Annotated in this window: 21 protein-coding genes; 6 read left to right on the top strand and 15 right to left on the bottom strand. The window is 74.8% G+C overall.

Annotated features, from left to right (window positions below):
• Positions 1 to 1227 carry a serine hydrolase domain-containing protein gene (locus ABD353_RS03015; protein WP_344621891.1) on the bottom strand — a complete coding sequence of 409 codons (1227 nt, stop codon included), beginning with the start codon at positions 1225 to 1227 and terminating at the stop codon, positions 1 to 3.
• Positions 1228 to 1413: 186 nt separating this feature from the next.
• On the opposite strand from ABD353_RS03015, the gene ABD353_RS03010 reads away from it, so the two are divergent.
• A complete protein-coding gene (locus ABD353_RS03010; RefSeq protein ID WP_344621842.1) occupies positions 1414 to 1923 on the top strand; it encodes an NUDIX hydrolase in 510 nt (169 codons plus the stop codon).
• Here the strand turns inward: ABD353_RS03010 and ABD353_RS03005 are convergent.
• Positions 1899 to 2561 carry a cytochrome b/b6 domain-containing protein gene (locus tag ABD353_RS03005; RefSeq protein WP_344621841.1) on the bottom strand — a complete coding sequence of 221 codons (663 nt, stop codon included), beginning with the start codon at positions 2559 to 2561 and terminating at the stop codon, positions 1899 to 1901. The genes ABD353_RS03010 and ABD353_RS03005 overlap by 25 nt on opposite strands.
• Positions 2545 to 3198 (bottom strand): molybdopterin-dependent oxidoreductase, encoded by a 654-nt coding sequence (locus tag ABD353_RS03000; protein WP_344621890.1) that lies wholly within the window; start codon positions 3196 to 3198, stop codon positions 2545 to 2547. The genes ABD353_RS03005 and ABD353_RS03000 overlap by 17 nt, the downstream gene beginning before the upstream one ends.
• A 184-nt stretch (positions 3199 to 3382) precedes the next feature.
• On the opposite strand from ABD353_RS03000, the gene ABD353_RS02995 reads away from it, so the two are divergent.
• From ABD353_RS02995 to ABD353_RS02985, 3 genes are all read left to right on the top strand, one after another.
• A complete protein-coding gene (locus ABD353_RS02995) occupies positions 3383 to 4171 on the top strand; it encodes a TetR/AcrR family transcriptional regulator (RefSeq protein WP_344621840.1) in 789 nt (262 codons plus the stop codon).
• A gap of 131 nt (positions 4172 to 4302) precedes the next feature.
• Positions 4303 to 6303 (top strand): hypothetical protein, encoded by a 2001-nt coding sequence (locus ABD353_RS02990; protein WP_344621839.1) that lies wholly within the window; start codon positions 4303 to 4305, stop codon positions 6301 to 6303.
• 322 nt (positions 6304 to 6625) lie between these two features.
• Positions 6626 to 8878, top strand: coding sequence for a glycosyl hydrolase family 18 protein (locus ABD353_RS02985; protein ID WP_344621838.1), 2253 nt, complete (start codon positions 6626 to 6628; stop codon positions 8876 to 8878).
• 18 nt (positions 8879 to 8896) lie between these two features.
• On the opposite strand, the gene ABD353_RS02980 is transcribed toward ABD353_RS02985, so the two are convergent.
• The 11 genes from ABD353_RS02980 to ABD353_RS02930 all read right to left on the bottom strand — a co-directional run bounded on the left by ABD353_RS02980 (position 8897) and on the right by ABD353_RS02930 (position 19847).
• Positions 8897 to 9580 carry a spermidine synthase family protein gene (locus ABD353_RS02980; protein WP_344621837.1) on the bottom strand — a complete coding sequence of 228 codons (684 nt, stop codon included), beginning with the start codon at positions 9578 to 9580 and terminating at the stop codon, positions 8897 to 8899.
• Between the two features lie 51 nt (positions 9581 to 9631).
• Positions 9632 to 10699, bottom strand: coding sequence for a YeiH family protein (locus tag ABD353_RS02975; protein WP_344621836.1), 1068 nt, complete (start codon positions 10697 to 10699; stop codon positions 9632 to 9634).
• 5 nt (positions 10700 to 10704) lie between these two features.
• Positions 10705 to 11241: a cysteine dioxygenase family protein gene (locus ABD353_RS02970; protein ID WP_344621889.1), complete on the bottom strand. Its 537-nt coding sequence runs from the start codon at positions 11239 to 11241 to the stop codon at positions 10705 to 10707.
• A 262-nt stretch (positions 11242 to 11503) separates the two neighbouring features.
• Positions 11504 to 12409 carry a LysR family transcriptional regulator gene (locus ABD353_RS02965; protein ID WP_344621835.1) on the bottom strand — a complete coding sequence of 302 codons (906 nt, stop codon included), beginning with the start codon at positions 12407 to 12409 and terminating at the stop codon, positions 11504 to 11506.
• Positions 12410 to 12545: 136 nt separating this feature from the next.
• Entirely contained in the window at positions 12546 to 13415 is an 870-nt protein-coding gene (locus ABD353_RS02960) for an amino acid ABC transporter permease (RefSeq protein ID WP_344621834.1), read from the bottom strand.
• Positions 13412 to 14056 (bottom strand): amino acid ABC transporter permease, encoded by a 645-nt coding sequence (locus tag ABD353_RS02955; RefSeq protein ID WP_344621833.1) that lies wholly within the window; start codon positions 14054 to 14056, stop codon positions 13412 to 13414. Before ABD353_RS02955 ends, ABD353_RS02960 begins: the two co-directional genes overlap by 4 nt.
• A 75-nt stretch (positions 14057 to 14131) precedes the next feature.
• A complete protein-coding gene (locus tag ABD353_RS02950) occupies positions 14132 to 15043 on the bottom strand; it encodes a glutamate ABC transporter substrate-binding protein (protein ID WP_344621832.1) in 912 nt (303 codons plus the stop codon).
• Positions 15044 to 15052: 9 nt separating this feature from the next.
• A complete protein-coding gene (locus ABD353_RS02945) occupies positions 15053 to 15781 on the bottom strand; it encodes an amino acid ABC transporter ATP-binding protein (RefSeq protein ID WP_344621888.1) in 729 nt (242 codons plus the stop codon).
• A gap of 17 nt (positions 15782 to 15798) precedes the next feature.
• On the bottom strand, positions 15799 to 16059 hold the full coding sequence (locus ABD353_RS02940; protein WP_344621831.1) for a LapA family protein: 261 nt from the start codon (positions 16057 to 16059) through the stop codon (positions 15799 to 15801).
• Positions 16060 to 16215: 156 nt separating this feature from the next.
• Positions 16216 to 18006 carry an ABC transporter ATP-binding protein gene (locus tag ABD353_RS02935; protein ID WP_344621830.1) on the bottom strand — a complete coding sequence of 597 codons (1791 nt, stop codon included), beginning with the start codon at positions 18004 to 18006 and terminating at the stop codon, positions 16216 to 16218.
• On the bottom strand, positions 17985 to 19847 hold the full coding sequence (locus ABD353_RS02930) for an ABC transporter transmembrane domain-containing protein (protein ID WP_344621829.1): 1863 nt from the start codon (positions 19845 to 19847) through the stop codon (positions 17985 to 17987). Before ABD353_RS02930 ends, ABD353_RS02935 begins: the two co-directional genes overlap by 22 nt.
• 340 nt (positions 19848 to 20187) lie before the next feature.
• Between ABD353_RS02930 and ABD353_RS02925 the strand changes: the two genes are divergently transcribed.
• Positions 20188 to 21042 carry an aldo/keto reductase gene (locus ABD353_RS02925; RefSeq protein ID WP_344621828.1) on the top strand — a complete coding sequence of 285 codons (855 nt, stop codon included), beginning with the start codon at positions 20188 to 20190 and terminating at the stop codon, positions 21040 to 21042.
• Positions 21043 to 21192: 150 nt separating this feature from the next.
• Here the strand turns inward: ABD353_RS02925 and ABD353_RS02920 are convergent, their stop codons facing one another.
• On the bottom strand, positions 21193 to 21993 hold the full coding sequence (locus tag ABD353_RS02920) for a MarR family winged helix-turn-helix transcriptional regulator (RefSeq protein WP_344621827.1): 801 nt from the start codon (positions 21991 to 21993) through the stop codon (positions 21193 to 21195).
• Between the two features lie 484 nt (positions 21994 to 22477).
• On the opposite strand from ABD353_RS02920, the gene fabG reads away from it, so the two are divergent.
• Positions 22478 to 23245 carry a 3-oxoacyl-ACP reductase FabG gene (gene fabG, locus ABD353_RS02915; RefSeq protein ID WP_030272069.1) on the top strand — a complete coding sequence of 256 codons (768 nt, stop codon included), beginning with the start codon at positions 22478 to 22480 and terminating at the stop codon, positions 23243 to 23245.
• Positions 23246 to 23247: the final 2 nt, after the last annotated feature.

The following is a 23247-nucleotide window of genomic DNA, read 5'->3' as shown; positions in this document are numbered from 1 at the left end:
TCAGCCCGTCCGGCCTTCCAGGCAGGCCCGGACGGCGGTCATCAGGCTGCGGGAGCGGATGTCGCCGGTCACGCCGGGCTGCATGCCGTTGGTGACGTAGCCGAAGCCGATGCCGAGCTCCGGGTCGGCGAAGCCGAGCGAGCCGCCGCGGCCGGGGTGGCCGAAGCTCGCCGGCGTGGCCATCGGGGAGGTGGCGGCGTGCCGGAAGAAGCCGTGGCCGAAGGTGGTGTTGACGATCAGCACCTTGTCCGGGCCGCTGACCGCGGGGCCCATCGCCTCCTTCAGCACCTCGGGGCCGAACAGTGCGGGCAGCCGCTCGCCGGGCGCCCCGCCGTGCCGGTCGGCGGCGCCGATCAGCGAGGCGTAGAACCGGGCCACCGACCGTGCGGTGCCGATGCCGCCGGCGCCGGGCACCTCGGCGGCCTGCACCGCGGGGTCGTTCAGGTCGACGGCGGCGAGCACCGCGCCGAACGCCCGGGCGGTCAGCGAGGTGCGGTCCTGGTAGGCCCGTACGACGGAGGCCTTGGGGCGGACCTTCATGCCGCTCGGGCCGGTCTGCGCGGCCTCGGGCGCGGGCAGGTCGACCAGTCGGCCGACCCGCGGCGCCGCCCCCGCGGGCAGGCCGATCCACAGGTCGAGGCCGAGCGGCTGGGCGATCTCCTCGGCCAGGTAGTGGCCGATGCTGCGGCCGCTGACCCGCCGCACGATCTCGCCGACCAGCCAGCCGAAGGTGTACGGGTGGTAGCCGTGAGCCGTGCCCGGCTCCCAGGCGGGGGCCTGGGAGGCGACGGCGGCGGCGGCCGGCTCCCAGGTCAGCAGGTCCTCCAGGCGCAGCGGCACGTCCAGGACGGGCAGTCCGGCCTGGTGCGAGAGCAGCCAGCGGACGGGGATCCGCTCCTTGCCGGCGGCGGCGAACTCGGGCCAGTAGGAGACGACCGGGGCGTCCAGGTCGAGCAGGCCCTGCTGGACGAGGTGCAGGGCGGTGGCGGCGGTGAGCCCCTTGGTGACGGAGCGCAGCACCTGGGCGGTGTCGGCGGTCCACGGCACGGCGGGGGCGGGTCGCCCGCCGACCTCGGGCCTGGCGTCGCCGCCCCACAGGTCGACCACCTTGCGGCCGTCCAGGTAGAGCGCGAAGGCCGCGCCGAGTTCGCCGTACTCGCGGAAGTTGCGGGCGAAGGCCTCGCGGACGGGTTCGAAGCCCTCCGCCGTCTCGCCCCAGATCTCCACCGCTGTCACGTTCCCCGCCGTTCCTCGCCCGTGCGTCCGGTCGCTTCCTCGCCCACGCCTCCGGTTGGAACGATAGTCGGACGGTCCTACCGGTGCCGCCGGGGTGCCGGGCCGAGCGGGAGCCGGACCGCCGGGAGCGCCCGCACCGCCCGCGGCGCGGCCCCGTCCGGCGGTAGTGTCCCGAGCATGACGAATCCCGCCGAAGAACTGCTCGACGTGGTGGACTCCCGGGACGAGGTGGTCGGCACCGCGACCCGCGCCGAGGCGTACCGGGACGGCCTCACCCACCGCTGCGTGTTCATCCTGGTCCGCGACCCGCAGGGCCGGATCTTCGTGCACCGCCGCACGGACACCAAGCTGTTCGCCCCCGGCGCCTACGACTGCTTCGTCGGCGGGGTCGTCGGCTCCGGGGAGTCGTACGCCGAGGCGGCCGTCCGGGAAGCCGAGGAGGAGCTCGGGGTGCGCGGGATCGAGCCGGTGCCGCTGTTCCGCTTCCTGTTCGAGCAGGACGGGCTGTCCTGGTTCTGCGACATGCACGAGGCCCGCTGGGCCGGCCCGGTCTCCCCGCAGGTCGAGGAGGTGGCCTGGCACGGCTGGCTGACCGAGGAGGAGCTCGCCGAGCGGCTCGCCGAGTGGGACTTCGTGGCCGACGGCCGGGAGGCGTACCGGCGCTACCTGGAGTCCCGTCCGTCCTGAGCGGCCCGCTCGTCGCCGAGGTCCCACTCGGGGTGCTCGCGGGCGGCCCAGCGCCGGTCGACCAGCCCGGTGCGCATGCCGCGCCGGGCCTCCGGGTCGCGCACCGCCATCCAGACGTGGCCGCCCACCACCACCCCCACGGCGACCGCCAGCCAGTCGTGGACGAAGGTCGCCCCGGTACGCCACACCAGCGGCGCCAGGTGCGTGAACCACATCAGCAGCCCGGTGCCGAGCATCACCAGCACCGCGCCGGCGATCCACGCCGCGTACAGCTTCTGCCCGGCGTTGAACTTGCCGGCCGGGCGGTCGTGGGAGCGGCGGCGGACGGCCCGCAGCCAGCGCCGGTCCGCCGCGGTGAACCGGTTCAGCCGGGCCAGGTCGGCGCGCAGCGCCCGGGAGACGAGGCCGAGCAGCAGCGGGACGGGCAGCAGCAGGCCGCACCACTCGTGCACCACGACGACCAGCCGGCGGCGGCCGACCAGCTCCGACAGCGGCGGGTAGTAGAGCATCAGCGCGGTGGCCAGGCAGGTCAGCAGCAGGCCGGCGGTGGCCCGGTGCACCAGCCGCTCGGCGCGGGCGAAGCGAGCCACCCGGGCGGCGGGACGGGCGGCGCGCCCGGGGTCAGCCGGTGGGTGCATCGTCGCGTCCGTTGGATCGGCCGACCCAGGCGTCGACGTCGTAGCCGAGGCGCTCCCAGTAGCCGGGGCGGACCTCGGGGGTCACCGTGATGCCGGAGAGCCACTTGGCCGACTTGTAGAAGTACATCGGCGCGACGTACAGCCGCACCGGGCCGCCGTGCGCGTGGCCGAGCGGGCGGTCCTGCATGCGCAGCGCGACCAGCACGTCGTCGCGGCGCGCCTGGTCGAGGGTGAGGCTCTCGCCGTACGCGCCGTCGAAGCAGCTGAACCGCACGGCGGCGGCGCCGTCGCGGACACCGGCCCGCTCCAGCAGCAGGCTCAGGCGCACCCCCTCGAACGGGGTCGCCGGCACCCGCCAGCCGGTGACGCACTGCACGTCGTGGACGATCCGGGTCTGCGGCAGCGCCTCGAGGTCGGCGAGCCGCAGCGTGGCCGGCCGGTCGACCAGGCCGTCGATCCGCAGCTCGTAGTCGGCGGCCGTGCGCCCGGGCACCGAGGCGACGACCGAGTAGTAGCGGAACCCGCCGCCGCCCGGCACCAGGTCGCTCAGGCCCGTCGGGTCGCGGCTGGTGACCGCCTCGACGACGCGCTGCAGGTGCGGGCCCACGGCGACGCCCGCCGCCCCGAGGCCCAGCATGCCGAGCACCACCCGCCGCCCGACCGGCGTACCGCTGGATTCGTTCACCCCTCGATTCGACCACCCGCCGGGCCCGCCGACCAGGGGCTACCGGCGGACGTCAGACTTTCGTCACCTCCGCCACCCGGCGGGAATCCCATGATCGAGTGATCATCCGACGGTCCGGGCTGGATAGGGTGGCGCCATGGTTTCCCGTACGCCCTCGGCGGCGCCCCGGTCGGAGGATCAGCCCAGCCGTGCCGACAAGGCGCCCCGGCGCCGGCTCAGCGTCGACGAGCGGCGGGAGCAGTTGATCGCGGTGGCGCTGGAGCTGTTCAGCCGGCGCCCGCCCGAGGAGGTGTCGATCGACGACATCGCCGCGGCGGCCGGCGCCTCCCGGCCCCTGGTGTACCACTACTTCCCCGGCAAGCAGGCGATCTACGAGGAGTCGCTGCGCCGCGCCGGGCAGGAGCTCACCGCCCGCTTCGAGGAGCCCGCCGACGGGCCGCTGTCCGAGCGGCTGCTGCGGGTCATGGGCCGCTACCTGGACTTCGTGGACAGCCACGGCCCCGGCTTCGCCGCCCTGCTGCGCGGCGGCTCGGTCGCCGCCAGCCCGGGCACCAACGCGGTGATCGACGAGGTGCGGCGGGCCGCGCAGGAGCAGATCCTGCTGCACCTGGCGCTGCCGAAGGCGAGCCCCGGGGTGCGCCGCACCGTCCGCGCCTGGATCGCCAACGCGGAGATCAGCTCCCTCGACTGGCTGGGCGAACGGGCCGTCCCCCGCGAGGAGTTGCAGCTCCAGCTGGTGCAGGAGCTGGTCGCGGCGCTGGCCGTCACCGCCTCCCGCGAACCCGCACTCGCCGTGGAGTTCGCCGCCTTCTTCGCCGAGGAGCGCCCGGACGGCCCGTGCGCCGGACTCGTCCGCGACCTCGCCGGCCTGCTCGCGGTCGACGGCATCGCCGACGCCCTCGGGCACCTGGCATCGGGGGCCTGACCGCACACCGCGGGCCGGCCGCAACAGGGCGGGGACGGACGGCCGGTGGGCCTCGGGGGGTCACCCCGACGTCGGCCCGGTCTGATAGAAAGTGGACAGATTTTCCACCGGGAACGAGGGGGGCTCGGCGCATGACTTTGGACGGCTTCGCCGGCGCGGAGCGGATCGCCGCGACACTGGACGTACTGGCCGAGGCGCTGTTGGACGAACGGGCCACCCACTACGCCGCTGGGTCGCTGACGGCCTTCCGGCGCGACGACCACCCGTCCGCCGACGCCCTGTTCGGCCTGCGGATCGCCCCGGGCGGGCCCGGTGTGCTGACGGTCCGTGGGCTCGGCACGGTGGTCGAGGGCGGCACGGCCCGCGGCACCGGGTCCGCCGCCGGCGCGACGGCCGCACTGGCCGCCCGGTTCGGCGCCGGCGAGGTCCGCGGGGTCGCGGTCGACGCAGCGGCGGGCGACGCCGTCCCGGGCGCCTTCCGGCTGCCGGTGGTGCCGGAGCCCGGCGACGTCAAGCTCCGCCCGCCGTTCACGGCCGCCCTGGCCGCACTCGCCTCCGAGCGGCCCACCCGCGCACCCGAGGAGCTGTCGACCGGCTCCGGCACCGAGGTGCGCCTCGTGGTGCCGCCGGTCTTCCACCCGCTGACCGCCCGCGGCGACGGCGCCTCGGTCGCCGCCCACCTGGCCGAGGTCGCGGAGGAGCTGTTCGCCGGCGCCGGTCCCGCCGCGCGCCGCGACTGGTCGGTGATCGCCGCCTCGCTGGCCGGCGAGGCCGCCGCGGCCGGGGTGGTCTTCGCCGGGCTCTGCGCGCTCGCCGCCGAGGGCCGGACGAGCCACGCCTCGCTCACCGTCTCGCTCCACCGGCACAGCGGGCCGGCCGACCAGCTGGCCGTCCGGCTCGCCGACGCACGGCCGCACGCCGAGGTGTGGACGGTCCTGCTGCCGGCCGGCCCCGCCGCGCTGCTGGTCGAGCCGCGCACCTCCCCGGTGCCCGCAGAGCTGGCCGCCGACGGCCGGCGCCGATGGGCCGTCAGCTCCGTCGCCCAGGCGGTGCTCCCGCTGCCGGACGGCGCCACCACCCTGGTCCTGCAGCTCGGCACCGTCCAGGCCGAGGACTGGGAGCTGTACGCGGGCGTCTTCGCGGACGTCCTGCAGAGCGTGCAGCTCGGCTGGGACGGCGTCGGCGCGGCCCGGCCGCAGCCGGTCGCGGAGCCGGTCGCCGCCGCGCCCGCACCGCCTGCGCCCCCCGCGCCTTTGGTGCCTGCTCCTCCGGTGCCCGTCGAGCCGTCCGTCACCGCCCCGACGCTGCCGCAGGCCGTCTTCGAGCAGCCGCCGGCCGTGCCGCCGATGCCCCCGGCCCCGCCGGTGGTGCCCGCACCCGCCGCCGAGCCCGTTCCCGCCCCGGCACCGGTGCCGCCCGCGCCGGTCGCGGCCGAGCCCGTCCTCGCCTCGGTCGCGGAGGCGGCGCCCGCACCCGCCCCGGAGCGGCCGAAGGGCACGCCCGTCCGGGTGCCCCCGCCGGACTTCAACCCCTTCGCCCCGCCGGCACCGGCCCCCGCCGCTGCCGAGCCGGCCGCACAGGAGGCTCCGCCCGGTCCGGGCAAGGGCACCCCGGTCCGCGTCCCCCCGCCGGACTTCAACCCCTTCGCCCCGCCCGCGCCCTCGGCCCAGGCCGCTCCCGCCGCGCCGGCACCAGCCCCCGTGGCAGCGGCCCCCGCTCCGGCGGCGCCCGCGAAGGCCGACCCGTTCGGCACGGTGGTCACCAACGAGCCGCAGGACCCGTTCGGCACGGTGACCTCGCGGCCGGCTCCGGCGGCTGCCGCTCCTGCGGCGCCCGCCCCGGCACCGGCCACCCCCGCACCGGCAACCGCCGCGGCCCCGCCCGGTCCGGGCAAGGGCACGCCCGTCCGGGTGCCCCCGCCGGACTTCAACCCCTTCGCCCCGCCGGCACCGGCCCCCGCCGCTGCCGAGCCGGCCGCACAGGAGGCTCCGCCCGGTCCGGGCAAGGGCACCCCGGTCCGCGTCCCCCCGCCGGACTTCAACCCCTTCGCCCCGCCCGCGCCCTCGGCCCAGGCCGCTCCCGCCGCGCCGCCGGCGCCCGAGGAGCCCCCGTCGTACAGCCCCTTCGGCTGACCGGATCAGTGGTGCACGGCCGACGGCCGGGCAGGTGGTCTCCCCCACCCGCCCGGCCGTCGGCCGTTTCCGGATCTCCCGTCACTGCCCAACGGCTGACGCAACGTCACCACCCGACGACACCGCATGGTCCAGACCTATTGCGCAGCGGCCGCACCCTCCCTAACCTCCTGGACAGGACCTCCGCGGCAACCCGACGGCCCGAGGACCCGGCTCCGCCGCGCCCGCGCGTCCGGAGCCCTGCACCTGGCACCTCCCCCACAGGTAGCGGAGCCCTGGGCCGTACGCGGTCCGGCGTGCTCCCGGACAGGAGCTCTCACCCATGCGCAAACGTCGGTTCCGCCTCCCGCTGATCGCCGCGGGGACCCTGCTCGCACCGCTCGTCGCCGTCGCCCTGCCCGCCACCGCGGCCCATGCCGCGGGCGCCACCGCCACCTTCACCAAGGACCAGGACTGGGGCACCGGGTACGGCGGCAGCTACACCATCACCAACGGCGGCACCAGCGCCGTCAACGGCTGGACGCTCGAGTTCGACCTGCCCGCCAACAACACCGTCTCCTCGCTGTGGAACGCGACCTACACGGTGGCGTCCTCGCACGTGACGGTGAAGAACCCGAGCTGGCAGCCGAGCATCCCGGCCGGCGGCTCGTACAACTTCGGTTTCAACATCGCCTATTCGGGCGCCTACGTGCCGCTCGCCAACTGCAAGCTCAACGGCACGCCGTGCGGCGGCGGGGGCGGCGACACCGCTCCGCCGACCGTCCCGGGCAACCTGACCGGGACGCCGAGCGGCAGCAACGGCGCGGCGCTGTCCTGGACGGCCTCCACCGACAACGTCGGGGTGGCCGGCTACGACGTACTGGAGGGCACCACCAAGCGGGCCACCGTGACGGGCACCTCGGCCACCGTCACCGGGCTGTCCGCGGGCGCGCACAGCTTCACCGTGGTCGCCTTCGACGCGGCGGGCAACCGCTCCGCCGCGGCCGGGCCGGTGACCGTCACCGTCCCGACCACGACCGACCCGCAGCCGCCGACCGCGCCCGGCACGCCGACCGTCACCGGCACCACGTCCAGCTCGGTCTCGCTGACCTGGGGCGCCTCCACCGACAACGTCGGCGTGGTCGCCTACGACGTGTACAACGGCGGCACGATCGCCGCGACCGTCACCGGCACCTCGGCCACCGTCGGCGGGCTGGCCGCCGACACCTCGTACACCTTCACCGTGAAGGCCCGGGACGCGGCGGGCAACGCCTCGGCCGCCTCCGGCCCGGTCACCGCCCGCACCCAGACCGGCGGCGGGGGCGGCGGCACCATGAAGATCGGCTACTTCACCCAGTGGTCGATCTACTCCCGCGGCTACAGCGTGAAGCAGCTGGAGACCTCGGGCAGCGCGGCGAAGCTCACCACGCTCAACTACGCCTTCGCCAACATCCACCCGACCACCAAGCAGTGCTTCATCACCAACAAGGCGGCCGGCAACGACTCCGACCCGAACGCGGGCGACGGCGCCGGTGACGCCTGGGCCGACTTCGGCAAGGGCTGGGACGCGGGCAGCTCCGTGGCCGGCACCACGGACACCTGGGACCAGCCGCTGGCGGGCAACTTCAACCAGCTCAAGCAGCTGAAGGCCAAGCACCCGAACCTGAAGATCCAGATCTCCATCGGCGGCTGGTCGTACAGCAAGTGGTTCTCCGACGCGGCCGCCACCGACGCCTCCCGCAAGGCGCTGGTGAGCTCCTGCATCGACATGTACATCAAGGGCAACCTGCCGGTGATCGACGGCCGCGGCGGCGCCGGCTCCGCGGCCGGCATCTTCGACGGCATCGACCTCGACTGGGAGTGGCCGAACTCGGACGGCCACCTCGGCAACATCTACAAGCCCGCCGACAAGGCCAACTACACCCTGCTGGCCCAGGAGTTCCGCCGCCAGCTGGACGCGCTGGGCGCCACCACCGGCAAGCACTACACGCTGAGCGCCTTCCTGCCGGCCGACCCGGCGAAGATCTCCGCGGGCATCGACGTCCCGGGCCTGTTCGGGGCGTTCGACTTCGCCACGATCCAGGGCTACGACTACCACGGCGCCTGGGAGACCACCACCAACCAGCAGTCGGCGCTGACCCTGCCGGCGGGCGACCCGAGCCCGGCGAACCAGCGGTTCAGCTCCGAGATCGCCATCAACGCCTACGTCTCGGCCGGGGCCCCGAAGAGCAAGCTGACCCTCGGCATCCCGTTCTACGGACGCGGCTGGCAGGGGGTGCCGCGCGGCACCACCAACGGTCTGTTCCAGACCTCGACCGGCGCCGCCCCCGGCACCTACGAGGCCGGCTACGAGGACTACCACAAGCTCAAGGACATGGCCGCGAGCGGCGGTTACACGATCTACCGGGACCCGGTGGCGGGCTTCGCCTACATCTACAACGGGAACGTCCTCTACACCTACGACGACCCGACGGAGATCGCCCGCAAGACCGCCTGGATCAAGGCACAGGGGCTGGCGGGGGCCATGATCTGGTCCTTCGACGGCGACACCACGAGCGGTGAGCTGATGACCGCGGTGGACAACGGCCTCAAGTAGCCGTCGCCCCAAAGGGATTCACGCGCGGCGTGCCAGGTGCACCGCATCCGGCACGCCGCGCGCGACCGCCACCTCCAGGGTGTGCACCTCCGCGAACCCGGCCCTGCGCAACGCCTGTTCGAAGGCGGCGGAGGGCCGGGCGCTCCACACCGCCAGGACGCCGCCGGGGTTGAGCCGGCGATGCGCGGCGGCCAGGCCGGCCGGACCGTACAGCCCGTCGTTGGTCTCGTCCACCGTCCAGTCCGGGCCGTTGTCGATGTCGAGGCAGAGCGCGTCGTACGCCTCGCCGCCGCCGGCCAGGTGCGCCACCAGGTCGGTGTGCAGCACGCTGACCCGCGGATCGTCCAGGGCCCCGGCGGAGAACGCGCCGAGCGGGCCGGTGCGGTGCCAGTCGATGACGGCCGCCTCCCGCTCCGCCACCGCGATCCGGCCCCAGCGGGGCTCGGCCACCGCGTGCGCCAGCGAGAAGCCGACGCCGAGCCCGCCGATCAGCACGGACGGCCGGGGTGCGGCGAGCGCGTCCAACGCGGCCTGCACCAGCAGCCGTTCGGAGCGGCCGTCCGCGGTGTCCATCAGGAAGCAGCCGTTGGCGATGATCTCCAGGTGCTCGCCGCGGCGGCGGAGCGCCACCTCGCCGTACGGGCCCTCCCGCCGGTCCAGGGTGACGGGGGCGGCGTCTTCGCGGACGGGCGGGCGGTTCATCGCTGCGCACCTCGGGGGTCGGACAGGTCGGACGCGACCGACTCTAACCGCTCAGCGGGTCAGCAGGACACCGATATAGGACACCCCGGCGACCACCGCCCAGGAGCCGAGGCCGAGCAGCGCGATCCGGCCGCCGGTGCGCAGCAGGGCGGGCAGGTCGACCGCACTGCCGAGGCCGAACAGGGCTGCGGCGAGCAGGAGTTCACGGCCGTCCTGGGCGAGGTTCAGGGCCGCGTCGGGCAGCAGGCCGGTGGAGCGGACGGCGACGGCGAGCAGGAAGCCGGCCACGAACAGCGGCACCGGGGAGGGCCGCCGGGCACCGGCGCTCCCTTTGCCGCCGGGGGCCGTTGCCACGCCGGACGGCCGGGCGCGGCGGGCCAGGGCGAGGGCGGTGCCGGCGACCAGCGGGGCGAGCAGCAGCACCCGCATCAGCTTGACGACGACCGCCTCGCGCAGCGCCACCGGCCCGGCGGTCTGCGCGGTCGCGACCACCTGGCCGACGTCGTGGACGCTCGCGCCGACCCAGCGGCCGAAGCCGGGCGCGTCGAGCCCGAGCGGATGGTGGAGCAGCGGCAGGACGGCGATGGCCAGGGTGCCGCAGAGGGTGACCAGGGCGACGGACGCCGCGACGTCCTCCTCGTCGCTGCCCGCGGTCTCGGCGACCGCGCCGATCGCGGAGGCCCCGCAGATCGAGTAGCCGGTGGCGACCAGCAGCGGCTGGTCGCCGGGCAGGCCGAGGCGGCGGCCCAGCCAGACGGTGCCGGCGAAGGTCGCGGCGACCACGGCGAGCACCATGGCGACGGTGGCCCAGCCCAGGCCGAGCAGGTCGTCGAGGCCGAGGGCGAGTCCGAGCAGCACGATGCCGGCGCGCATCAGCCGGCGGCCGGCCAGCGACAGCCCGGGGCGGGCCGGGCCGCGGACGATCGGGCGCAGGCCCGGCAGATGGGCGGCCGCGATGCCGAGCACCACGGCGGCGGTCAGTCGCGGGACGGCGGGCACGGCGGCGTGCACCGCCCAGGCGGCGGCCGTGCCGAGGCAGGCGAGGAGCAGGCCGGGGCCGGTGCGGTGGAGCAGCGGCGGTGCGGTGGGCCCGGCCGTGGTGCGCAGGGTGAGGGCCATCGGGCTCACCTCCCGCCGGTGGCCGGGCCGGGCCCGGCGGGCAGGTGGTAGGTGCGGCGGATGCTGGTGGTGAGCCGGGAGATGTCGGCGCCGTAGACGTGGATGGACAGCGCGGTGCCGGGGCCGGGGTTGCGGACGAGGTGGATGTCGCCGGGCGGGGCGAAGGCGGCGACCGAGCCCTGCGGGCTGACGGCGGCCTCGGTGAACTCCAGCCGCGCGGTCGGGCCGTCGGGGACGAGCCGGTAGCGCAGTTCGCTCTCCTGGCCGCGGTGGACGCCGGCCACGCACCAGGCCACGTGGTCGTGGATCGGGGTCTGCTGGCCGGGCAGCCAGACCAGGGCGACGACGGAGAAGGAGCCGTCGGCCTCCGCGTGCACCAGGTGCTGCCGGTAGCGGGCGGGGTCGCCGAGGCGCTGCTCGGGGGTGAGGAGGTCGTCGGGGCCGAGGTGCGGGGCGAGGCGGTCGGCGACCAGCCGGGCGGTGGTGTCGGGGTCGAGGCCGCGTCCGACGGCGGCGCGGATGTCGGCGATCAGCTGCTGCATCCGCGGGGTGGCCGGGGTGGTGGCGACGAGCCGGCCGGCGGCGTCGGCAAGGGGGGCGGCGGCCTGGACGGGGACGGCAGTGGGAGCGGTGCGGGCGGCGGCGGGGGCGGCCGTACCGGCCGGGGTGGCGGCGGGGACGGCGGCGGTTTTCGCGGCGGTGGCCATGGCAGCAGGGTCGGCGCGACGACCCATCACGTCCAACGACAGTCCGTAGGGGGTTGACCAACTCCCACTTATGGGTCGGCGGCCCCAGGCGGATCGGTCAGCAGCCGTCCCGGGCGGCGGCCGCGCGGCGGAGTTCGTCCAGCACCAGCGCGGTGGCCGGCATCCGCAGGTGCTCGCGCAGGGCGTAGGCGAGCACCCGGCGGCGGTGGTGCGGCTCGACCAGGCGGCCGGTGACCTTGGCGTGGCACAGGAAGGACAGCACCAGGGCGGGCATCAGCGCGATCCCCACGCCCGCGGCGACGAGGCTCTGCACGGCGAGGTTGTCGTCGGTGGTGAAGACGATGTCCGGGGTCCAGCCCTGCTCCGCGCAGATCTGCAGCAGGTTGGCGCGACAGCGCGGGCAGCCGGCGATCCAGCGCTCCTCCGCGAGGTCGGCGAGCCGGACGGCGCTCCGGCGGGCCAGCGGGTGGCCGACCGGCAGCAGCACGGTGAGCTGGTCCTCCAGCAGCGGCGTCTCGACCACCTCGGGCGGGACCTCTACCGGCAGGCCCGGGTACTGGAAGGCCAGCGCGATGTCGCACTCGCCGCGCAGCAGCCGCTCCACGGAGTCGGGCGGCTCGGCCTCCAGCAGCTCCACCCGGATGCCGGGGTGGTCGGCGAGCAGCCGGGCCATCGTCTCCGGAATGAGGGTCGCGTTGGCGCTCGGGAAGGCGCACACCCTGACCTTCCCGGCGCGCAGCCGGGCGAGTGCGCCGAGCTGCTGCTGGGCGGAGGCGAGACTGTCGAGGATCGTCTCCGCGTGCCGGGCCAGCGCCTCGCCCGCCTCGGTGAGCCGGAGGCCGCGGCCCGCCCGGGTGAACAGCGGCACGCCGACGGAGCGCTCCAGCGCCTTCATCTGCTGGGTGATCGCCGGCTGGGTGTAGCCCAGCGTGCGGGCCGCCGCCGAGTACGAACCGGAGACGACCACCTGGTGGAAGGTCCTGATGTGCCGTGAATCGAACACCAACGAATCATAAGCGGAGGTTGGGTCCCCGGACGACGCACCGTCAGCTCACGGTCACCGTACGCGCCGAGAGACACACCCAGGTGCCCCCACGCGCCCCTGAATCGACCACCCGAGCGCCCTTTGAAGACAGCTCCTAGCCCTGGGCGTCCGGGGGTAGGCCGGTCACGGCTTCGGCCGGGGCGACCGGCGCCCCGCCGCGGGTCTTCGGGCTGCGGCGGCCGTGCCGTTCGACGGTGCGGGCGAGCCAGGACAGCAGGAGGCAGAGGCCGATGTAGACCGGGGCGACGACCATCACCACCGGGATGAACGGCAGGCCGTAGTCGAGGTTGGTGGCGATCAGCTTGCCCGCGTGCAGGAACTCCTCGTAGGTGATCAGGAAGCCGAGCGAGGTGTCCTTCAGCGCCACCACCAGCTGGCTGATGATGCTGGGCAGCATCGCCCGGTTCGCCTGCGGCACCAGGACGTACGCCATCACCTGGGTCTTGCGCATGCCGAGCGCGTACCCGGCCTCCCGTTGGCCGGCGGGTACGGCGAGCACGCCGGCGCGCAGCACTTCGGCCAGCACCGAGCCGTTGTAGAGGACGAGTCCGGCGACCAGTGCCTGGAGCGGGTCGGCCTTCAGCGCCACGAAGATGAAGAAGATCATCACCAGCAGCGGCATCGCCCGGAAGAACTCGACCACCGCCCCGCTGATCCGCCGCACCGCGGTGTGCTCGGAGAGCCGCCCGGCCGCGAACAGCGCCGCGAACGGCAGTGCGAGCAGCACCGTCCAGCCGAAGGCCTTCAGGGTGTTGGCGAGCCCGCGCAGGAGGAGTTCCTGGATGCCGCGGTACTGGAAGGCCGTCCACTTCTCGGCGGTGAACTGGTGGGTGTCGAAGAGTTCGACGACCAGCCAGCCGAGCAGGGCCGCGAGGGCCAGGGCGGCGAGCAGGCCGTACAGCCGGTGCCGGGCGAGGGCCCGCGGGCCGGGGGCGTCGTAGAGCGCGGAGGCCTCGGTGCTCACCGGCTCACCGCCGCGCGCCGTTCCAGTACGCCGAACAGCGCGCTGATCGCCAGGGTGAGCAGCAGGTAGCCGGCCGCGATCCAGACGAAGGCCCAGATCACGCTGTAGCCGAGTTCGTTGACGGTGCGGTAGGTGCCGAGCAGTTCGACGACGCTGAACGAGCCGGCGATCGCGGTGTTCTTCGCCAGGGCGATCATCACGCTGCCGAGCGGGGCGACGACCGCCCGGTACGCCTGCGGCAGCACCACCAGGCCGAGCGTCTGGCCGAACGTCAGGCCCAGGCTGCGGGCCGCCTCCCCCTGCCCGGCCGGCACGGTGTTGATGCCGGAGCGGAACGCCTCGCAGACGAAGGCCGAGGTGTAGCAGCCGAGCGCCAGCACGGCGAAGGTGAAGAACGGCAGCACGATGCCGAACCGCGGCAGGCCGAGGACGACCACGAAGAAGAGCAGGGTCAGCGGGGTGTTGCGCAGCACCGTCACCCAGCCGGTGCCGAAGGCCCGCAGGGGCCGCACCGGCGACACCCGGAAGGACGCGACCAGCACGCCGGCGGCGAGCGCCAGGGCGGCGCTGACCCCGGTGAGCGCCAGGGTGCCGAGGAAGCCGTGCCAGTAGGTCGACCAGTTGTCGATCAGCACTTTCATGCGGGCGTCCTCCGGGGCAGTGGGGCGGTGGCGGCCGGCCGGTGGTGGTCGGCCGGTGGCGGGGCGGGCCGCCGGTCAGTAGCGGTCGATCGGGGGCGGGGCGGGGGCGGGCACGCCGGACAGGCCGAGGGTGGCGTCGTAGGCCTTGCGCCAGTCGCCGTTCCGTTCGTGCCGGGCGAGGGCGTCGTTGATCGCACCGCGCAGGACGGTGTCGCCCTTGGGCGTGCCGATCCCGTAGGGCTCCTCGGAGAAGGGCGCGCCGACCACCTTCATCTCGTCGGGCGCCTTGGCCGCGTACCCCTGGAGGATCGCGTTGTCCGTGGTGACGGCGGCGACCTGGGCGGAGATCAGGTTGTCCACGCAGGCCGAGTAGGTGTCGTAGGCGACGAGCTCGGCCTTCGGGTACTCCTCGGCGATCCGCCGGTAGGGGGTGGAGCCGGCCGCGGAGCACACCTTGCGCCCGGCCAGGTCCTCGGGGCCGTGGATGCTGTGGTCGCCGCGGCGCACCAGCAGGCTCTGCCCGGCGACGAAGTACGGGCCGGCGAAGCCGACCAGCTTCTTGCGCCGGTCGTTGATGGTGTAGGTACCGACGTAGTAGTCGACCTGGCCGTTCTGCAGGGCGGTCTCGCGGTTGGCGGAGGCGACGGTGCGGAACTCGACGTCCTCCGGGGCGAAGCCGAGGTCCGCGGCGACCATCCGGGCGATCTCGATGTCGAAGCCGGAGTAGGCGCCGGTGGCCGGGTCCTTCTGGCCGAGGTAGGGCTGGTCCTCCTTGGCGCCGACGACCAGGTGGCCGCGGCGGCGGGCGGCGTCCAGGGTCGGCGAGCCCTGCACGTCGGAGGCGTCCCGGACGGGGTAGTGCGGCAGGGCGCCGGGCTGCGGGCCCTTGGGCGGCGGGGTGCCGGGCCTGCCGCAGGCAGCGGTGGTGGCGAGCGGGGCGAGGACGGCGAGCAGGACGGCGGCGGCCGTGCGGGCGGGTCGCTTCACTCGGCCGCCTCAGTGCTGGAGGATCTTGGCGAGGAAGTCCCGGGCCCGGGCACTGCGCGGGGCGGCGAAGAACTCCTCCGGCGGGCGGTCCTCCACGATGCGGCCGTCGGCCATGAAGACCACGCGGTCGGCGGAGGCGCGGGCGAAGCCCATCTCGTGGGTGACCACGACCATGGTCATCCCGTCCCGGGCGAGGCCGCGCATGACGTCCAGCACCTCGGTGATCGTCTCCGGGTCGAGGGCGGAGGTCGGCTCGTCGAAGAGCAGCGCCTTCGGGTCCATGGCGAGGGCGCGGGCGATGGCCACCCGCTGCTGCTGGCCGCCGGAGAGCTGCGCCGGGTAGCGGTCGGCGAGTGCGGCGAGGCCGACCCGGTCCAGCAGGTCGAGGCCGCGCCGCTCGGCGTCCGCGCGGGAGCGCCGGCGGACCTTGGTCTGCGCGAGGGTGACGTTGTCCAGCACCGTCCGGTGCGCGAAGAGGTTGAAGGACTGGAAGACCATGCCGACCTCGGCGCGCAGCGCGGCCAGCGCCCGGCCCTCCTGCGGCATCGGACGGCCGTCGATGCTGATCCGGCCGCTCTCCACGGTCTCCAGCCGGTTGATCGCCCGGCAGAGGGTGGACTTGCCGGAGCCGGAGGGGCCGATCACCACCACGACCTCGCCCCGGCCGACGACCAGGTCGATGTCCTGCAGCACGTGGAGCTCGCCGAAGTGCTTGTTCACCCCGGCGAGTTCGATCAGCGGCGGGCGGGCGGTGGTCACTTGGTGCGACGCCCCCTGAGCAGCCAGCCGGCCGCGCCGCCGACGAGCAGGGTGCCGAGCAGGGCGATCCACAGCGGTGCGGTCACCGTGAACACCCAGAACCGGATCTGCACGTCGTCGAGGTTGGCGAACAGGAACCAGATCGCCAGTACCGCGATCACCCCGCCGGCGATCCACCTGGTGGGCACTCCCGCGATCTCGCCGCGCGGCCCGCCGCCGGACGCGCCGCCCGGGGAACCACCCGAAGTCTTGGTCACACCATCAGTCTGCTCCGTTCCGTACCGGTTTGCCGGTATCGCGCCGCCCGGTACGACCCGGGCGGCGCAATGCCGGTTGCTCCGTGCTCCCCACCGGCCGGGCCGGACACGCTCACCGGCCGGGCCGGACACGCTCACCGGTCGGGCCGGACGCGCTCAGCGCTCGTTCCGCCAGGAGCGCCAGAGCGCCGCGTACGGCCCGCCGGCCGCGACCAGCTCGGAGTGGCTGCCGTACTCGCTGATCCGGCCCTGCTCGACCACCGCGATCACGTCGGCGTCGTGCGCGGTGTGCAGGCGGTGCGCGATGGCGATCACCGTGCGGCCCTCCAGCACCCGGGAGAGCGAGCGCTCCAGGTGGCGGGCGGCCCGCGGGTCGAGCAGCGAGGTCGCCTCGTCCAGCACCAGGGTGTGCGGGTCTGCGAGGACGAGCCGGGCGAGCGCCAGTTGCTGGGCCTGGGCCGGGGTGAGCGCGGTGCCGCCCGAGCCGACCTCGGTGTCCAGGCCCTCGGGCAGGGCGTCGGCCCAGTCCTCGGCGTCGACGGCGGCGAGCGCGGCCCGCAGCTCGGTGTCGTCGGCGCCCGGCCGGGCGAGCCGCAGGTTGTCCCGGAGCGTGCCGACGAACACGTGGTGCTCCTGGTTGACCAGGGCGACCTCGGCCCGGACCCGCTCGGCGGGCATCTCCGCCAGGGCGGCGCCGCCGAGGGTGACCCGGCCGCGGCCCGGTGCGTAGATGCCGGCGAGCAGCCGTCCGAGCGTGGACTTGCCGGCGCCGGACGGGCCGACCAGGGCGACCCGGCTGCCCGGTGCGACGTCCAGGCTGATGCCGTGCAGCACGTCGGCGCCCTCGCGGTAGCCGAAGCGGACCTCCTCGGCCCGCACCCGCCGACCGTCGGGGCTGAGCGTCTCGTCGGTGTCCGGGTCCTCCACCTCGCGGACGCCGACCAGGCGGGCCAGCGACGCCTGCCCGATCTGCAGCTCGTCGTACCAGCGCAGGATGAGGTCGACCGGGTGGACGAGCGCCTGCGCGTAGAGCACGCCGGCGGTGAGCCGGCCGACGTCGATCCAGCCCTGGACGGTGAACACCCCGCCGAGGGTGAGCGTGCCGAGCACGGCGAGCGCGTAGGTCGCGTCGACGGTCGGGAACCAGACCGAGCGCAGCCAGAGCGTGTACCGCTCCCAGGCCACCCACTCGCCGATCTTGCGGTCGGTCAGCCGGACCCGCTGCTCGCCGAGGCGCAGCGTCTCCACGGTGCGGCCGGCGTCGACCGTCTCGGCGAGGACGGTGTTGACCGCCGCGTACCCGGCCGACTCGGCGCGGTAGGACTGCGGTGCGCGCCGGAAGTACCAGCGGGAGCTGGCGAGCAGCAGCGGCAGGCCGATCACCGCGGTGGCGGCGAGCAGCGGCGAGGTCAGCACCAGTGCACCGAGCACGAGCACCACGGAGACCACGGCGACGGCGAGCTCGGGGACGGCCTCGCGGACCGACTTGGCGAGCCGGTCGACGTCGGTGGTGCCGCGGGAGACGAGGTCGCCGGTGCCGGCCCGCTCCAGGACGCCGGGCGGCAGCGCGACCGACCGGACGAGGAAGTCCTCGCGCAGGTCGGCCAGCACCTCCTCGCCGAGGATGCCGCCGCGCAGCCGGGACAGTCCCATGAACACGGACTGCACGACCAGGGCCGCGAGGTACCAGCCGACGGCGGTGAGGATGCGGCCCTCGGTGGTGCCGGCGGAGAGCGACTCGACGAGCGAGCCGAGCACCCACGGGCCGACCAGGCCGGCCACGGTGGCGACCGAGTGCAGCGCGACGACGGCGGCGAAGCCGCCGCGGTGGCGCCGGGCGAGCAGCCGGACGTAGGCGCGGACGGTGGCCGGGCGGGCCACCGGGAGCATGGTGGCGGTCCCCTGCTCCTGGACGGTGGGTGGCTTCAGGCCTCGGGGGAGCCGCATGCCGCCTCCTTCACGGTCTGGTTCGGTGCGGGGGTGTCGGCGTCCGGCGCGGGACGTGCGACGGCGGGGCCGGCGGGAGCGGGGCCGGCGTCCTCCTCGCGGGTGACGACGGCCCGGTACCGGGCGTCGTCGGCGATCAGGGCGCGGTGGGTGCCGGTCGCGGCGACCCGGCCGTCCTGGACGAGGACGACGCCGTCGGCCTGGTCGAGCAGCAGCGGGCTGGTGGCGAAGACCACCGTGGTGCGGCCGTCCCGGACCTTGCGCAGACCGGCCGCGATCCGCGACTCGGTGTGGGCGTCGACGGCGCTGGTGGGCTCGTCCATGACGAGCACCGGCGGGTCGGCGACCAGCGAGCGGGCGAGGGCCAGCCGCTGCCGCTGGCCGCCGGAGAGCGAGCGGCCGCGCTCGGTGATCCGGGCGGCCATCGGGTCGCCGCCGCACTCGGGCGAGCCGTCGACGAGGGCGTCGAGCACGTCCTCGGCGCGGGCGGCGGCCAGCGCCTCGGCGGTGTCCACCCGCCCGGCGCCGGGGACGTCCAGCAGTTCGGCCAGCGTGCCGGAGAGCAGCACCGGCTCCTTGTCGTGGACGAGCACGGCGGCCCGGGCGTCGGCCAGCGGCACGCCGTCCAGCGGGACGCCGCCGAGCCGGACGGAGGGCTGCGGCCGTTCGTCCTCGCCGAGCGGGACGTGTCCGCCGAGCCGGGCGGCGAGTGCGCCGGCGACGTCCGGGTCGCCGCAGACCACGGCGGTGAGCCGGCCGGCCCGGGCGGTCAGGCCGGTGACCGGGTCGTGCAGGTCGCCGCGTTCGGGCCGGACGATGCTCTCCGGGAAGTCGCTGCCGGGGGCGGTGCGGCTGAGCGCGAGGACGCGGGCGGCGCGGCCGGCCGAGACCCGGGCCACCGACCAGGCGTGCGCGGCCTCGCCGAGGATGCGCAGCGGCGCGGCGAGGAAGGCCGTCGCGCCGTAGACGGCGACGAGCTCGCCGATGCCGAGCGCACCGGTCGCGGCGAGGTGGGCGCCGTACCAGGTGACGCCGACGACGAACAGGCCGGGCAGCAGGACCTGCTGGGCCTGCATCAGGGACCAGGTGCGGGCGGCCCGGACGGCGGCCCGGCGGACCTTCTGCGAGGCGGTGCGGTACCGCTCCAGGAAGAGCTCCTCGCCGCCGATGCCGCGCAGCACGCGCAGGCCCGCGACGGTGTCGGCGGCGAGTTCGGTGGCCTTGCCGCCGAGGGCGCGCTGCTCGGAGTAGCGCCGTTCGAACGGGCCGAGCAGCGGCCAGACGGCGGCGGCGAGCACCGGCACGCCGAGCAGGACGGCGGTGCCGAGCAGCGGCTCGCGGACGAGCACGACGAGGCTGACGGCGAGCCAGACCAGCACGGCGGCGCGGACCCGGGCCATCAGCTCGACGTACCAGCCGATCTTCTCGACGTCGCCGCTGCTGACGGCGACCACCTCGCCGGTGGCGATCCGGCGGGAGAGGCCGGCGCCGAGGCGGGAGGCCTGACGGGCGACGAGCTGGCGGACCTGGGCGGCGCAGGTGATCCAGTTCCACACCGCCTGGCGGTGCAGCAGGACGGTGCCGATGGCCTGGAGGACGGCGAGCAGCACGGCGAGGCCGCCGGCCCGCCAGATGCCGGCGGTGTCCTCGTCGACCGCGGCCTGGATGCCGAGGCCGAGGGCCAGCGGCAGGGCCGCCTGACAGCCCATTTCGAGGACGCCCCAGCAGGTGGCGAGGACCTGCCCGCGCCGCTGGGCGCGGGAGAGCCAGCGCAGCAGGCCCAGCGGGGAGGAGAGGTCGGGTCTGCCGGGGTCGTCCAGCGGCAGGTGTGCGAGCGGCATGACGCTCCGTTACGGGTGGTACGGGCAGGTCGGGCGCGCGGCCCGGGTCGCGGGCACGGCGGAGGGCCCGGCGCTCGGGCGCGACCAGGGCTTCGGGAGGCGGGGGCGGGCCCGTCGGGGGTGCGGGCGCCGGACACGGTTCAGGACGTCATGGTCACCGAGCGTCCCCGTCGGGGTGTGGCGCACGCAACAGGTTTTCCGGGCGACCCGCGGAATTCCGGCCAGGGCGGCGGCGGGTCTCACCGGATCGAGGGAATATCCGCACACCGGGAATGTTTTCCCTGCCGCTCCCGTTGGCCGCCTTCGGAAGCATCGGACGACCAGGAGGGCACCCCTTCCCGTGAGCACCATCCCCAGCGTCACGCTCAACGACGGCGCGGTGATCCCGCAGCTCGGTTTCGGCGTCTGGCAGGTTCCGGACGCGGAGGCCGCTCCGGCGGTCCGCGCGGCGATCGAGGCGGGCTACCGCTCGATCGACACCGCGGCCGTGTACGAGAACGAGACCGGCACCGGCGTCGCGATAGCCGAGTCGGGCGTGGCCCGCGAGGAGCTGTTCGTCACCACCAAGCTGTGGAACTCGGGCACCGTCGACTGGTCCGGGCAGCAGGGCCGGGACGCCGTGCTCCGCGCGTTCGACGACTCGCTGGCCAAGCTCGGACTCGACCACGTCGACCTGTACCTGATCCACTGGCCGCGGCCGATGCACGGCTCCTTCGGCAACATCTGGAAGGCCTTCGAGCAGCTGGCGGCGGACGGCCGCGCCACGTCGATCGGCGTCTCGAACTTCGGTCCGCAGCAGCTGGAGGTGCTGCTGCAGGAGAGCTCGGTCGCCCCGGTGCTCAACCAGGTCGAGCTGCACCCCTACTTCCCGCAGCACGAGCTGCGGGCGTTCCACGCGCAGCACGGCATCGCGACCGAGGCGTGGAGCCCGCTCGGCCAGGGCAAGTCGCTGCTCGACGAGCCGGCTCTGGCGAAGGTGGCCGCCAAGCACGGCCGCACCCCGGCCCAGGTGGTGCTGCGCTGGCACCTGCAGAGCGGCGTCATCGCGATCCCGAAGTCGGTCACCCCGTCGCGGATCAGGGAGAACCTCGACGTGGCCGGCTTCGAGCTGGACGCCGAGGACCTCGCGGCGATCGCCTCGATCGACACCGGCCGCCGGATCGGCCCGGACCCGCAGGGCTTCGACTGGAACTGAACCGGTCCCGGTCCGTGCGGCGGCCGGCCCCACCCGCGGGTGGGGCCGGCCGCCGCACGGTACGCCCGAGGGCCGTCACTCCGCACAGGTGACGGCCCTCGGGCGGTTGCGCGGCCGGGGCCGCGCACCTGCCGAATCGTTCCGCCCCGGCTACAGCCGGGCGGTCTTGGCGAGCAGGGCCAGTGCCTGCTCGTGCTCCTCGGGCTCCAGCGGAGCGAGGAGCAGTTCCTGCACCTCGCGCACTCCGGCCGCCGACCGGTGCAGGAGGTCCTGCCCGGCGGGCGAGAGCGACAGCAGGTTGCGCCGCCCGTCCGAGGGGTCGCGGCGGCGGAGCACCAGGCCGCGCCGGACGAGCCGGCTGACCATCTCGGCCATCGTCGCCTTGTCGAGCGAAGCGAGTTCGCCGACGGTGCGCTGGTCCGCACCCGGCTCCGTCTCCAGCGCCTCCAGCACCGCATACTGGGGCGCGGTCAGCTCGGCGCCGACCTTGTCGGACCAGAGCTTGGTGTGCACCTGCTGGGCCACCCGAATGAGGTAGCCGATCGCCCGCTGGGCGTCGAGCAGCGGACGCGCGTCGGTCAGCGCTGCGACCGCGGCCGGTTCCAGCCGGGCTATCTTGGCCATGACCCGGACGATCTCGATCTGCTCGTCGGGGGTGAGCGGCTCGAAGAGCGTCCGCTGCACGCGGACGACTCCGCCGGTGGCCTCGCGGACCGCCTGGGCGCCGTTCTGAGACAGGGCCAGCAGCTTGCGCCGGCCGTCGGCCGGGTCGCGCCGGCGCAGCACCAGGCCGCGTCGGACGAGTCGGGCCACCATCTCGGCCATCGTCGCCTTGTCCAGCGAGGCCCGTTCGCCCACGGTGCGCTGATCGGCACCGGGCTCGAGGGCGAGCGCGAGGAGCACGGCGAACTGCGGAGCCGTCAGATCGGCTCCGACGTGCTCGGACCACAAGCGGGTGTGCACCTGCTGGGCCACTCGGGTTGTCGGGATCTCCCCCAGCACCATGAAATCCGTCCCGGTGTCACGCTCGGTGTGTGTGGGACACCCGAGCGGGGCAGTAACGGCGAGTAAGCGTCCCGCTGTGTGGGAGGGCGCGTCAGCCGTGCAGCCGGTGGCTGCTGGCGCACACTATACAAACGGTTCAGCCGCCCTGGCAGGCAGGGGCTGATAGTAGTCGCATGTTCGGCAAAGTTGGCATATTTCCGCCATCTGTCGGGCCCACGACAGGTCGGGTTTCGCCCGTCCGGCCGCTGCCCGCCCTCACCCTCCGTCACCTGCGGCTCTACACCCTGGCCCACGAGACTACCCGCCGGTAGGGTGTCGCCGCAGCGCGCTGTGTACCACCTTTCGCCCCGGGCTCATCGGCCGGGGCGCGCGGGGAGGCCGCCGCCCCCGGTGCCGGCCTCCCTCCCCTCCGAGAGAGACGAGTACGAGCATGACCGAGCAGTCCCCCGCCACCCGGGTCGCCGTCGTCACCGGTGGCGCCCGCGGCATCGGCGCCGCCACCGCCCTGCGCCTGGCCGCCGACGGCTACGCCGTCGCCGTGGTCGACCTGGAGGAGTCCGCGGGCAAGCAGACCGTGGACGCCATCGTGGCCGCGGGCGGCCGTGCGCTCGCCGTCGGCGCCGACGTCTCGAACGCCGAGCAGGTGCAGGCCGCCGTCGACCGGATCGCCGCCGAACTCGGCGCCCCCGTGGTGCTGGTGAACAACGCCGGTGTGCTCCGCGACAACCTGCTCTTCAAGATGTCCGAGTCCGACTGGGACACCGTCATGAACGTGCACCTCAAGGGCGCCTTCCTGATGACCCGTGCGGTGCAGAAGCACATGGTGGACGCCGGCTTCGGACGGATCGTCAACCTCTCCTCCTCGTCCGCCCAGGGCAACCGCGGCCAGGCCAACTACTCGTCCGCGAAGGCCGGTCTGCAGGGCTTCACCAAGACCCTGGCGATCGAGCTCGGCAAGTTCGGCATCACCGCCAACGCGGTCGCCCCCGGCTTCATCGCCACCGACATGACCGCGGCCACCGCCGCCCGGGTGGGCATGGAGTTCGAGGCGTTCAAGCAGGCCGCCGCGACCCAGATCCCGGTGAACCGGGTCGGCACCCCCGAGGACATCGCCCACACCATCTCCTTCCTGGCGAGCGAGGGCGCCGGCTTCGTCTCCGGCCAGGTCGTGTACGTGGCCGGCGGCCCGCTCGACTGACC

Origin of the sequence: Kitasatospora arboriphila (assembly GCF_039528095.1) — a bacterium.
In the GTDB taxonomy this organism is placed as follows: Bacteria; Actinomycetota; Actinomycetes; order Streptomycetales; family Streptomycetaceae; genus Kitasatospora; species Kitasatospora arboriphila.
Note: the sequence above shows the minus strand (reverse complement) of the source record. Positions and strands in the feature narration are given on the sequence as shown.